The 13,044-nt window shown below is 32.6% G+C and carries 14 protein-coding genes; 13 read left to right on the forward strand and 1 reads right to left on the reverse strand.

Annotated elements, in window-relative coordinates; genetic code table 11:
* Positions 1–6: 6 nt before the first annotated feature.
* The 3 genes from FNW52_RS04900 to FNW52_RS04910 all read left to right on the forward strand — a co-directional run bounded on the left by FNW52_RS04900 (position 7) and on the right by FNW52_RS04910 (position 4,846).
* On the forward strand, positions 7–759 hold the full coding sequence (locus tag FNW52_RS04900) for a glycoside hydrolase family 25 protein (protein ID WP_143376349.1): 753 nt from the start codon (positions 7–9) through the stop codon (positions 757–759).
* A gap of 179 nt (positions 760–938) precedes the next feature.
* Positions 939–2,345 carry a serine protease gene (locus FNW52_RS04905; protein ID WP_143376350.1) on the forward strand — a complete coding sequence of 469 codons (1,407 nt, stop codon included), beginning with the start codon at positions 939–941 and terminating at the stop codon, positions 2,343–2,345.
* Positions 2,342–4,846: a hypothetical protein gene (locus FNW52_RS04910; protein WP_143376351.1), complete on the forward strand. Its 2,505-nt coding sequence runs from the start codon at positions 2,342–2,344 to the stop codon at positions 4,844–4,846. Before FNW52_RS04905 ends, FNW52_RS04910 begins: the two co-directional genes overlap by 4 nt.
* Before the next feature lie 107 nt (positions 4,847–4,953).
* Here the strand turns inward: FNW52_RS04910 and FNW52_RS04915 are convergent, their stop codons facing one another.
* Positions 4,954–6,123, reverse strand: coding sequence for a class I SAM-dependent RNA methyltransferase (locus tag FNW52_RS04915; protein ID WP_143376352.1), 1,170 nt, complete (start codon positions 6,121–6,123; stop codon positions 4,954–4,956).
* A 93-nt stretch (positions 6,124–6,216) separates the two neighbouring features.
* On the opposite strand from FNW52_RS04915, the gene FNW52_RS04920 reads away from it, so the two are divergent.
* The 10 genes from FNW52_RS04920 to FNW52_RS04965 all read left to right on the forward strand — a co-directional run bounded on the left by FNW52_RS04920 (position 6,217) and on the right by FNW52_RS04965 (position 13,019).
* A complete protein-coding gene (locus FNW52_RS04920) occupies positions 6,217–6,993 on the forward strand; it encodes a bifunctional 2-polyprenyl-6-hydroxyphenol methylase/3-demethylubiquinol 3-O-methyltransferase UbiG (RefSeq protein WP_143376353.1) in 777 nt (258 codons plus the stop codon).
* On the forward strand, positions 6,993–7,661 hold the full coding sequence (locus FNW52_RS04925; RefSeq protein WP_143376354.1) for a ZIP family metal transporter: 669 nt from the start codon (positions 6,993–6,995) through the stop codon (positions 7,659–7,661). The genes FNW52_RS04920 and FNW52_RS04925 overlap by 1 nt, the downstream gene beginning before the upstream one ends.
* 191 nt (positions 7,662–7,852) lie before the next feature.
* Positions 7,853–8,668, forward strand: a complete 816-nt coding sequence (gene murQ, locus FNW52_RS04930; protein ID WP_143376355.1) for an N-acetylmuramic acid 6-phosphate etherase — start codon at positions 7,853–7,855, stop codon at positions 8,666–8,668.
* Between the two features lie 55 nt (positions 8,669–8,723).
* Positions 8,724–8,942, forward strand: coding sequence for a DUF6095 family protein (locus tag FNW52_RS04935; protein WP_143376356.1), 219 nt, complete (start codon positions 8,724–8,726; stop codon positions 8,940–8,942).
* Positions 8,942–9,514 carry a pentapeptide repeat-containing protein gene (locus tag FNW52_RS04940; protein ID WP_143376357.1) on the forward strand — a complete coding sequence of 191 codons (573 nt, stop codon included), beginning with the start codon at positions 8,942–8,944 and terminating at the stop codon, positions 9,512–9,514. Before FNW52_RS04935 ends, FNW52_RS04940 begins: the two co-directional genes overlap by 1 nt.
* A gap of 47 nt (positions 9,515–9,561) precedes the next feature.
* The gene (locus tag FNW52_RS04945) at positions 9,562–10,041 is read left to right on the forward strand and encodes a DUF1016 N-terminal domain-containing protein (RefSeq protein ID WP_143376358.1); all 480 of its coding nucleotides are present in this window, start codon (positions 9,562–9,564) and stop codon (positions 10,039–10,041) included.
* A gap of 425 nt (positions 10,042–10,466) precedes the next feature.
* Positions 10,467–10,931 carry an IS200/IS605 family transposase gene (gene tnpA, locus FNW52_RS04950; RefSeq protein ID WP_143376359.1) on the forward strand — a complete coding sequence of 155 codons (465 nt, stop codon included), beginning with the start codon at positions 10,467–10,469 and terminating at the stop codon, positions 10,929–10,931.
* 133 nt (positions 10,932–11,064) lie between these two features.
* Positions 11,065–11,640 (forward strand): DUF1572 domain-containing protein, encoded by a 576-nt coding sequence (locus tag FNW52_RS04955; RefSeq protein ID WP_143376360.1) that lies wholly within the window; start codon positions 11,065–11,067, stop codon positions 11,638–11,640.
* Between the two features lie 187 nt (positions 11,641–11,827).
* The gene (locus tag FNW52_RS04960) at positions 11,828–12,202 is read left to right on the forward strand and encodes a DNA topoisomerase IV (RefSeq protein WP_143376361.1); all 375 of its coding nucleotides are present in this window, start codon (positions 11,828–11,830) and stop codon (positions 12,200–12,202) included.
* A gap of 49 nt (positions 12,203–12,251) precedes the next feature.
* On the forward strand, positions 12,252–13,019 hold the full coding sequence (locus FNW52_RS04965) for a TerC family protein (protein WP_143376362.1): 768 nt from the start codon (positions 12,252–12,254) through the stop codon (positions 13,017–13,019).
* Positions 13,020–13,044: the final 25 nt, after the last annotated feature.

Consider the following 13,044-nt stretch of genomic DNA (forward strand, 5'->3'; position numbering starts at 1 on the left):
TAAACTATGAAAAGAATATTATTTTTCACAATTATTGTTTTAGGGAGTTTTAATGTTTTTGGACAAAACAGTAGTTTTAACACAAAACCTTGGAATAACAATATTTATCCCATTATTATTGACCCCTATCATGGAAATATAATTGATTTCGACAAACTCAGTACAGATAAAAGAGTGATGGGAATAATTCACAAAGCTTCAGAAGGATTGAATGCAGATAGTAAATATTTAACTAGAAGCAAAATTGCAAAAACAAAGAATTTGCTTTTTGCTTCCTATCATTTAGGTAATAATTCAGATCCAATAAAACAAGCTGACTTTTATTTAACCATCATAAAAAATAATCTAAATCAACCTATGGCAATAGATATTGAAGATTATGAATTGGATTTGAAAAATCCTAAAAAACCATATATACCACTTACAAATGCAATAAAATTTATTAACAGGATATTTGAAAAGACGAATAAATACCCAATACTTTACATTAACAACAAGGTATTTACGCAAATTAATTTGAAATACAATAAGAATAGCGTTTTTGCAAAATGTCCCCTTTGGTATGCTAGGTTTGTTACATCGTTACCCAATTTAAGTAATAAAGTATGGGATAAGGTTTCGCTATGGCAATTTAGCTCCGAAATAAATTGTACAAAAACGGGAAACTGCTGGTATAATATACCTGGTACAGCATTCGATATTGATATCAATGCATTTAATGGAAATAAAGAAGAATTAAACCAATTTTGGAATAGATAATTGTTAATATCTCCCTTTTTTTTTCACTTCCTTAAAAAAGATGTAATTATTAAAAGTATACCAATCATTTACTTTTTTGAAACAACCGCATTACTCTTTTTTGGTGCATCTTGGATAAAAAAAGAGCAAATTGATAGTAACAAAAAAGTTTATACCCCAAAAATCAAATAATTTAAATTATGCAAAATATGGATATGTTAAGTAAGTCAATTGCAATTGTAACAGTCTTTTTTATTCTCAGTTTAATCTCCGAGCGGGCTATTACGTGGTTTAAACTCTATTTTTTCAAAAAAGGAAATACATTATTCGGTTATTTTTTTAACTGGGAAAAAGATTATTCCGTCAAAACTGAAGACCCTGCTTTTGAAAAAGAGCGTGAACAAAGAATTCTAGCATTAAATATTTCATTAAGTATTTTCATTGCTTTTTTAATTCATGCTAATTTATTCACAATATTAAAAGAGGATCCAACAACAAGTTTGGGATGGCAAAAGTTTGAATGGTCAAATATTCATTTAGAATTAATTGGGTGTATAATTGGGGGGTTATTAATGAGTTTAGGATCTAAATTTTGGCATGACACACTTGATATGTTATTTTATGCGAAAGATTTGAAATCCAAATTAAGTGATAAGGAAACTTATAAAATGAACACCTTAAAAGAATTAGATGAATGGATTGCAATTACAGAAGCTGATATTGTAAAAAAAGTGTTTGAAGAAAATAAAAATATCCTAAAAAATATTCAAGATGTAATTTCAGTTGGAATAGGTCACAATAATGAAACGAAATATATAGAAGTAGTAACTACAAATAATAATACACATCTCATTCCAAACTCATTCCCTTATTATTTACCCAACAATAGTGTTAGAAAAATAGACGTAAAAATTATAGTTTCATCACCAATTGTCACCCATGGAAACTTAACTTTTAAAAGCGATTTAACAAACCAAAACAAACCTGCAAACTATGGGTCATATGGATTAGCTGTGAAATTTAAAGGCACGAATGGTAGCCATAAAATGTTACTCACTTGTTATCATGTGGTAATTGGAAAACGACATAATTATAATGATTTCAATTACATAGGTGAAGAAAATATAATTTCTCCTCATGACAGCACTACCGTTGTAGGCTCAATTAGAAATGGTATTCGAAACAATTCCATAGACGTAGCAATCATAGACATTAGCGATACGCTCTCTATTTCAAACAAATTACCCAATGGCAAAAATATTATAAAAACAAATCCTTTAAGTGGTGAAATTAATAACCTTGAGGCAAGAATCTATGGTTACAAAACCAATAAAACAAGCGCAGTTGGTAAAGTTTCCGGTAAAAATCACGATGTTGTTATAAATTATGAATTGCCTGATGGAACTGGATACGAAAAATGGAATTTAGAGGACTTAATAACCATTTCTAATAATAATAAAGCAATTTCAGTACCAGGAGATTCAGGTTCAGCTGTATTAGATAATTATGACAATGTCATCGGAATAGTAGTAGCTGGCAATGATACCCATACGTATGCCATTCCCATTGAAACAATTTTTGAACAACTAAACATTGAATTGGTATGAAAATAACATTTACTCTCACAAAAAAAATACTGACACTAGGGTTACTAATCTTTAATTTAAACAATGCTATAGCCCAAACTGATGTCAATATAAACAAAGAATGGATGAGTACTCCTAAGGAAGTTAATAAGACAGACGATGTGAAAATTATTTTTGATAAAACACAGGTTAGCAATTACAAAATTTGTTATGTCAATTCAATGTACTTTAAGAAACATGAACTAAAAAAAACTGATGAAGGTGTAAAATCATATGTAACAATTACCAAAGATATTTTAAATAAGCAAAAAGACACTCTCTCAATAATAATTTGCGATAACCAAGATAAACTTTTAGAAAAAATCAGCATACCTTTTTCAAAAGAAAATTCAATATCAGCAACAACTAATAATGCAACTCAGGAAAATAAAACCATAACACTAGATAAACCCACTGGTTATGCATTTGAAGATGCTAAACTTCTCCAAGAAGCAATACAAAAAAAAGACAAAAATAAGACTAATGAAATTCTAAATAAATATAATATTAAGATTGACATAAAAAAAACTATTAATTCTATTGATTTCAACGGTAATGAATTCTTTAATCAAAATGAAAGCCTAAAATCAGTTTTATTTTTAACAGATAAAGAAATAAATACACAAGGTGGTGGTGGTATCTCAATGTTATTAGGGAAATCGATTAGTGGATTAGATGTCACTAAATATGCAAATGCAATGGCAGAAGTTATGATTAAACATGCCAAAGAAGAATTAACAGTTGCTTTCTTTAACAAGTTTAAAAATTTTATTAAAGATAATGAAGAATTTAAAATTCTTTTCCCAAAAACATCTGAAGTCGTTTCAACTTTATTAAGTTATAAATATCCTGAAATGCTTCCTACACTACGTAATAATTTCCTAGATGACCTTCGTAAAATTACATTTAAAATTGACGATGTATTATTGTTGCCAAAATACAATGAGCTAGTCAAAAATTACCCTGAAATAACAGTAATCGTTCGTTCTATGAGATTAATTCATCAACTTGAAACTGGAGGATTAAATGCAATAGGCGTTTTACATCAATTATCTGCTTTCAAAGAATGGGATGCTCCTGAAAATCAAACTAAATATAAATTCAAAAATGTTGGTAGTGCTTTAAAAATAGCAAACCTAATTAGTGAAAGCATTTGCCATAAAGATTTGGAAGAACTAAAATGGCAAAATCCTAAAGAATTAGTTAAACTATTCGAAGATGAAGAATTATTTAAAATTTATCTAGGGTTATTATATGAAAAATCCCGAGATATAAAATTTTATGAAAAAAATGGAAATAAAAACTTCAATGACATTCTTGTTACACAAATTGATAATGTTTTCTTTTTTCAAAACAAAATACAAGAGTTTGTTGATATAACAGCTAAGACACAAAATATAGTTAATGAAATTAAATCGAAAAAAGAAGATCAAATTAAAATTACAAATGATGAATATTATACTTATATCAGTACTTCGATAGATGTAATTGAATATGGTTTTTCTTTATACAATCATTTTGACGATAGTTTTGAAGTATCAGATGATTTAATCAAATTAATGAGATTAGGTAACGATTTACATAAAAATATTTACGAAGAAAAATACAATGCTGCCATTATAAACACGATGGATATTTTTTCTAAAATAAATGAGATCTCTTCAAATAATATAATAGGAACTAAATTTAAAGAAAATACTCCTGACAATATTAAAAATGAATCCAAGAAAATATTAGAGAAATTAGAGAAAAATGAAACAGTTAGTAATTCTGAAATTGACAAATTAATTTCAAATTTAAATGAGGCTGAAATAAAAAATACAAAAGCCTATTTATATCAATTAAAACTCAATAACTTATTCAATTTCGCCCAAAAAGCAAAACCTTATGCTCTCTTCATGGCAAATATGGTAGAAGCTAAAACAGAAGCTGATATTAAGGCTGCCTTCGATGCTGTTATATTGCCTGTTGGAAGTTCTTCTATCAAAAAACATTCTGATTTTAATTTTAATATTCAATCCTATCTTGGAGCTCGTTATAGTTTTACTGACCCGAAAAATAACGCTCAAAGTACATGGAATGACAGAGTGGCAATTTCCGCTCCAATTGGTCTTAGTATAAGTTACGGATTGAATAATAATTGGGGATCGATTTCATTATTCGCTCCATTATTAGATTTGGGAGCTATCGTAGATTACAAGCTTGAATATGAAAATGAAGGTACACCAGATGAAACTCTTGAATCAAAAGATTACACAATCGAACTAGGACAAATTTTTTCGCCCGGAGCATACATAGTTTATGGAATTGGAGCTAACATCCCTATTTCAATCGGTATAGGTGGGCAATATGGACCTGGTCTCTCAAGAATTAATGATGACAAGTCAACTCAGGTCAATAATCCTTACTGGAAATGGAATGCTTTTTTATCAGTTGATATACCTCTATTTAATTTTGTTAATTATCCTAAATTTAAAAAATAAAAAGCAATAAAACATTTTTTTATAAACAATAATAATCTAAAATTAAATCCCGATAATCACTATTCTAAAATAGCAATCATCGGGATTATATTCAGTATCAAAACTCTTTATTCAGCATCAGGAACAACTTGAAACTTCGTCCTCTTACTTCCCTCATACATTTCATACTTCACTAATCTCGCTTCCAAACTTGCATTAAAAAGTTTGATTTTTCGTGAAGGTTTCAGTCCAACATATTTCAATGCTTCAAGGTTTGCCGTAATAAACCAAGCGTTTGTTCCTGGATAATTTTTCTTCAAGGTATCACCAATACTTTTGTAGAATTCTTCCATGTGAATATCCAAACGCTCATCATAGGGCGGATTGAAAACAATATGCAATTTCCCTTCAGACGTTTTCTCTGTATCAAAGAAATTCTGCTCCTCTATCTTAATATATTCATCCAGATTGGCATTCTTCACATTGTCTTTCGCTTTTTGAACCGCAGACGGCGCTTTATCATACCCTTTTATGGTGTAATGAAATTCGCGTACCCGCTTCAATAAACTATCTTGAATACTATCAAACAAATCATTGTCCCAATCGTTCCATTTTTCGAAAGCGAATTCCTTACGGTTAATGTTTGCGGGAATATTACACGCAATCATAGCCGCTTCTGCAAGGAAAGTTCCAGAACCACACATCGGATCCAAGAAATCAGTTTGACCATCCCAACCCGAAAGCAGCAAAATTCCTGCTGCCAAAACCTCGTTAATAGGAGCAATATTCGTAGCTGTTCTGTACCCACGTTGGTGCAATGAATTTCCAGAAGTGTCTAATGCTACCGAAACCTGATCTTTATCAATATGAATATTAATTCTCAAATCTGGAAAAGCTTTATCAATACTAGGACGTTGTCCCGTTCTTTCACGAAACTGATCCACGATCGCATCTTTACATTTTTGTGACACAAACTCCGAGTGGTTAAAATACTCCGAATGCACCGTTGCATCAATCACAAAAGTCTGATTGGCATTGATATATTTAGACCAATTCGTCCCTCGAATTCCTTTGTATAACGATTGTTCGTCTCTCGCTTTAAAAAAATAAATCGGCTTCAAAATCTTCAAAGCCGTACGCAAAGACAAATTCGCTTTGTACATAAAACCTTTGTCTCCCTTAAAACTTACCATTCTCACCCCCTGCTCCACATCCTGTGCGCCCAGCATTGTTAACTCTTTCGCCAGTATTTCTTCAAAACCAAAAAAGGTTTTGGCAATCATCTTAAAATTCTCCATAGCCCCCTAACCCCCAAATGGGGGAATTGTTATCATTAATATTCAGCAAAAATACACTAAATTTGCGGGACTAAATTAATTGAAAAAGAATAAATGTCCGATTCTACAAATAACAATCCCGAAGCTTCGGGACAAATCCCAAATTCCAATCCAGAAAACTGGTTTGCCTCTTGGTTCGACAGCCCGTATTACCACATTCTTTACAAAGAAAGAAACTACAGAGAAGCCCAATTGTTTATGGACAATCTGACGCACTACCTCAATCTTCCCGAGAAAGCCAAAGTGCTTGATTTGGCTTGTGGCAAAGGTCGTCATGCTATCTACTTAAACCAATTAGGATTCAACGTCGTCGGTGCAGATTTATCCGAAAACAGTATTGTCGAAGCACAAAAAAACAGCAACGAAACCTTGCATTTTCAAGTACACGACATGCGTGAAACTTTTGAAGATAAATTCGATGCTATTTTCAATTTGTTTACCAGTTTTGGATATTTTGAAAACGACGAGGACAATCTCACCACACTAAAAGCCATCAAAGAAAGCTTAACCGAATATGGTTTTGCTGTAATTGATTTTATGAATGTAACAAACGTGCTTAACACTTTGGTTCCCGAAGAAGTAAAGACCGTTGATGAAATCGATTTTCATATCAAACGTTATCTAAAAGACGGACACATCTACAAAGAAATCGATTTTGAAGATCAAGGTCAAAAATTTCATTTCACCGAAAAAGTAAAAGCCCTAACCCTGAAAGACTTTGAAGAAATGATGGAAGAAGCAGGGATATTTTTACTGGATATTTTTGGCGATTATAAATTAAAAAAATTCCACAAAACCGAAAGCGAACGATTAATCATGATTTTTAAATAATGAATTACCTTTTACCCTTACTTTCCGTAATAATAGGTTATATAATAGCTTTATTTTTAAAACCCCAGAACAAAACTAACCTTAAACTACTATTAGCTTTTAGTGGTTCTTTTCTGTTGTCTCTTACCGTAATGCACCTACTACCGGAAGTGTACGAAAGTCAAAACAGTAACATTGGACTTTTTATTATGCTTGGAATTTTATTCCAAATCATATTAGAATTTTTCTCCAAAGGTGCCGAGCACGGTCACGTTCATGGTCATGCCAAAATATATCAAATACCTTGGTTGCTGTTCACCAGTCTTTGCATACACGCCTTTCTCGAAGGATTTCCTGTTGGTCATCATCATGATCTAGCCGTTGGAATCGCAATTCATCATTTGCCAATTGCCATCATATTGACCACCTTTTTCGTTAATGCAAGCCTAGACCAAAAGGCGATTTTTTTCTTTATGATCACTTTTGCAATCATGACGCCATTGGGTACGATAGCATCTGATTTTATACCACAATTGAATGACTATTACACCCAGATAACTGCCGTGGTTATTGGAATATTATTCCATATTTCATCGACTATCATTTTCGAAAGTAGTGAAGGTCATAAATTCAATATCGCCAAAGTATCTATGATTGTGATTGGAATAGCCTTGGCGTATTTTATATAAATTTGGGCGTGCCACCATTAGGGAAAAGGGCCAAATCTAGCAACCGCATATTCGGCCCCTTTCCCTAATGCTGTCGGGCTTCCCGATAATTATCGGGACACGCTACAAGGTAGCTAGCTCCTATCCCTCACGCAATTCACGGCAAAACAATAAAATTCGTATTTTCACAATAAAAATAGCAACTCAAAACTATGACTTTCACCAAAACCACCGAACAATCCTCCAAATACGAACATTTAGAAAAAATGTCGGTTCAAGAATTGCTTTCTAACATCAATCAGGAAGACCAAACGGTGCCTCTTGCTGTAGAAAAAGCCTTGCAACAAATAGAAACATTGGTCACCGAAATCGTTGCCAAAATGAAATTGGGCGGACGCTTATTCTACATAGGAGCAGGAACTTCAGGACGTTTGGGGATTTTGGATGCCTCCGAGTGTCCTCCTACTTTTGGAGTACCTTTTGATTTGGTTGTTGGTATTATTGCTGGTGGAGACACCGCCATTCGCAAAGCCGTAGAAAACGCCGAAGACAACACCACACAAGCTTGGGAAGATTTAAAAGCTTTTGATGTAAACGAAAATGATGTTGTTGTGGGTATTGCAGCCTCTGGAACTACACCTTATGTTATTGGAGGTTTACAAGCCTGCAATGCACAAAATATTAGCACTGGAAGTATTTCCTGCAATGCTGGAAGTCCGCTTTCGCAAACGGCAAAATTTCCAATCGAAGTTATTGTGGGTCCTGAATTTGTAACCGGTAGCTCGAGAATGAAAGCCGGAACGGCGCAAAAACTGGTACTGAATATGATTACCACCTCCACTATGATTCAGCTTGGAAAAGTGAAAGGAAACAAAATGGTCGATATGCAATTGAGCAATAGCAAACTAGTGGATCGTGGCGTAAAAATGATTATGGGAGAAATCCCTGTAACCTACGAAGAAGGCTCCGAATTGCTAAAAACACACGGAAGCGTGAGAAAAGCAGTTGATTTTTATAACAAAAAATAAAAACCAGTTTTCAGTAAATCTTGAAACTTTAAACCTGAAACTTTAAAATACAAAAATGGCAAACAAAGAACTCTTAGCAAAAGGAATCAAATATTTATCGGGTGCATTACCGCTTATGTTTATAGGCCCATCGGTGATTTATAATGCATTTATGAATCAAAAAAACGACTGGCATTATTTGGTTTTAGCCATAGGAATCATTGCTTGTCTAGCATCTATGTATTTGATGTTTTTGGGTTTGAAAATAATAATGAAAGGGATATTTAACGACTAATGGAAAACCTAATTCACGTTCAAAAAACATTCGATAAAGTCATATACATTGACAAGAAAATCAATAACCGAGAATTTGAAGACTGCATTTTCAAAAACTGTGATTTCTCCAATAGTGATTTCTCCTATAATACGTTTATGGATTGTGAATTCATTGATTGCAATTTATCGATGACTCAATTAACAGGAACTAGTCTAAAAACCGTGAGTTTCAAGAACTGTAAACTCTTGGGAATTCAATTTCATACTTGCGAAGATTTTTTATTCAATGTGCAATTTCAAGATAGTGCTTTGGATTACTGCTCGTTTGCGAATAAGAAAATGCCCAAAACCAAATTCAATTCCTGTTCGATGAAAGAAGTAACTTTTGTTGGAACTAATTTGACCAATTCAGTTTTTGAAAACTGTAATTTGGATAATGCTATTTTTAACGATACTATTTTGGCTGGAGCCGATTTTACTACAGCCTACAATTATAAAATAGACCCCGAATTCAATCCGATGAAAAAAGCTAAATTTTCTAGTCAGGGAATCGTTGGTCTTTTGGATAAATATGATATAAAAATTGAGTGATTGTTTGAATTATCTTATGTATATTGTAGCTGTTTAAAATTTAACCGATGGAACTCCAAGAACAATTTTCACACATAACGACTCTCATATCAAAAGCAAAAGAGAATGCTTTCCATGCTGTAAACAAGGAATTGGTAACTCTCTATTGGCATGTTGGGGAATATGTAAGTCAACAAGTAGAAAAGAAAACTTGGGGGAAATCGGTAGTAAATGATTTGTCCCTTTTTATTCAGCGGTCAGAACCCAATATAGTTGGTTTTTCTCCTCAAAATATATGGAGAATGAAGCAATTTGTAGAGACCTATAAAGATTTCCCAAAACTCGCGACACTGTCGCGAGTTTTTCCAAAAGACAAAATAATTTTGAATACCGAGGAAATCACAATGAGTAAGAAATCTAAAACAATCGTAGAGCGATTAAGTTATTATAGATATGAAAATGGTTTCATAACAATTCAAGCACTAGAAAATATGCGACCCCGCTGGGGTCAAAACCAAAAACATGATTCATTTTCTATAAACATATAACCCCGCTGGGGTTGAAACTGGTAATATCCTTTTTTCTATAAACATGTAATTCCTCTGGGATTCTCAAACCACATTGCGGTTATATGTTTATAGAAATAATGTGAATCAAGGGGATACTATAACTTTTGGGTTTTCAACGCAGATCTAAAGGATATCCACATTTTTTTTCAACCCTTGATTCGAATAAATAACAAATCAAGATAAAACATATAATACCTTTGGGATTCTATAAACACAATGGAGCTATGTTTTTTTTTATAGGAATAACTATAAGACATTTAATCCCTCTCAAATTTTCTAACCGCAGAGCGGTTATATGTTTATAGAAATAACAAATCACGTTGCAACAACCCCAGAGGGGTTGAACGTTTATCAATCAATAAAAGACATTTCATAAATCTGATTAATTTTAAGAATAAACAAGCATGGCAAATACCTATTCTCAAATTTACATTCAAATTGTTTTTGCAGTTCAAAATCGGACATCTCTAATTGGTCATTCGTGGGAAGAAGAATTGTACAAATATATAACAGGAATAATTACAAATAAAGACCAAAAGTTACTTGCAATAAACGGGATGCCCGATCATATTCATATTTTTATTGGAATGAAACCTACTTGCTGTTTATCGGATTTGGTTAGAGAAATAAAAAAAGCGTCCAATAGTTTTATAAAAGAAAGTCATTTTTGTCCTTTAGGATTTAATTGGCAGGATGGTTTTGGAGCTTTTTCATACAGTCATAGCCAATTGGACAGTGTTATTGGATATATACAAAATCAAAAAATACATCATCAGAAAAAAACGTTCAAAGAAGAATATTTAGGATTTTTAGAAAAATTTAATATCGAATTTAAAAATGAATATTTATTTGAATGGTTTGAAGATTAAAACAATAGTGATAAACATGAAAAACAGAAATTATAAGGTGTTTTAGAGATAGCTAAACAAATCCGTTTTAACACCTCAGAATATGATGGTAATAAAAATGAAACAAATTTTCAACTAACAAAATTGAGTAATCATGAATGCAACTACTTCTTACCTTGAAAGCGTAAAAAAGCAATTTCTCTACTATAAAATGTTAGGAGAAAAAGCGATGGCACAACTGGAACCAGAACAACTTTTTGTGGCTGTAAATGAAGACACGAATAGCATTGCCGTAATTGTAAAACATCTTTCGGGAAATATGCTGTCGCGTTGGACGGATTTTCTGACCACCGATGGCGAAAAAGAGACTAGAAATCGCGATGCTGAATTTGAAAATGATTTACAATCGAAAGAAGCCGTTTTGGCTTTTTGGAACAAAGGTTGGGATTGTTTTTTGGGAGCTTTAGACAGTTTGCAACCTGAGCAACTTTCGGAGATTATTTATATTCGGAACGAGGGACATACCGTTATTGAAGCCATCAACAGACAACTGGCGCATTATCCGTATCATATTGGACAAATTGTTTTTTATGCCAAGCAACTGAAAAATAGTGATTGGGATAGTTTGTCCATTCCTAAAAACAAATCGAATAGCTATAATGTAGATAAATTTGCACAAGAGAAAGCAATTAAAAATTTTACGGAAGAAGAATTTAGAAGATTGAAATAATAAATATACGAATCGCATTGCCCCAGATGGAAGTAAAAACCCCACAGGGCTAAACCCTTTTTTTCTTGCCCCAAAAGAGCGACCAAAGGAAGCTCCTTTTGGGGCATTGGAAAAAAAGGGGATAGACCGAGGAGTTGTAACGAACAGCTGGATAAGGCCCTAATAAAAATGAAACACTAATAAAAAAATGAAAAAAATAATATTACTATTACCTGTGTTACTACTAATGTCTTGCTATAATGCAGAACGCAACTGCATAGACTTTAAAACCGGAAAATTTAAATTTGAATATAAAATCGACGGCGTTAAAAAAACAACGTTATTTGAACGCAATGACAGTATTGAAATAGAGACTTTTGAGGGTAAAACAGACACTTCTACTATTCGTTGGGTAAACGATTGCGAGTATGTTTTGCAAAAAAAACACCCCAAAAGCAAAGCCGAAGAAAAAGCAATTGACATGAAAATTTTGACAACTACAAAAAATTCATATACCTTTGAATTTGGAATGGTAGGCGTTGATTCGAAACAAAAAGGAACGGTTACTAAGATTGCCGATTAAAAAATTGTAGCTTACATAAACTCATAATTTTAACCCCCAACTAAATAAAATGGAAGTATTTTTAAACCCAGATGCATGGATTGCCTTGTTAACATTGACATTTCTTGAAATTGTTTTAGGTATTGACAACATCATTTTTATCTCTATTGCAACTGGAAAATTACCCGCAGAAAAACGTAAGAAAGCAACCAAAGTAGGAATGTTTCTAGCGATGTTTATGCGAATTGGATTGTTGTTTGGAATTAATTTTTTAATTCAAATGAAAAAGCCGTGGTTTACCATTGATTTGAGTTGGTTTCAAGCAGGAGTTACCGGTCAAAGTATTATTTTATTGTTAGGTGGTTTATTCTTGATTTATAAAAGCACCAATGAAATTCGGGAGAAGGTAGATGAAAAAGGTCATGAGGAAAAAGAACTAGGCAAAGCGGCAACAAAATCTTTTCAGAGTGTACTTTTGCAGATTATAATGATTGATTTGGTTTTTTCTTTTGACAGTATTTTAACTGCTGTAGGTATGACCAATGGTGTCGAAGGTGCCTTGGTTATTATGATTACGGCTGTAGTAATCTCGGTTTTAATAATGATGCAATTTGCAGTTCCTGTTGGGAATTTTGTCAACAAGCATCCGTCTATTCAAATTTTAGGATTGTCCTTTTTAATCTTAATTGGATTTATGCTATTGACGGAAAGCGCCCATTTAGCAAACGCCCTTATTTTTGGCAGCCATGTGACTCCTGTTCCAAAAGGCTATTTATACTTTGCTATTTCGTTCTCTTTATTGGTAGAAATATTAAATATGAAAACTAAAAAGAAATAATTATAATAGGAAGAATTCAATCAAA

This window comes from Flavobacterium sp. ZT3R18 (genome assembly GCF_007097385.1).
Classification (GTDB): Bacteria; Bacteroidota; Bacteroidia; order Flavobacteriales; family Flavobacteriaceae; genus Flavobacterium.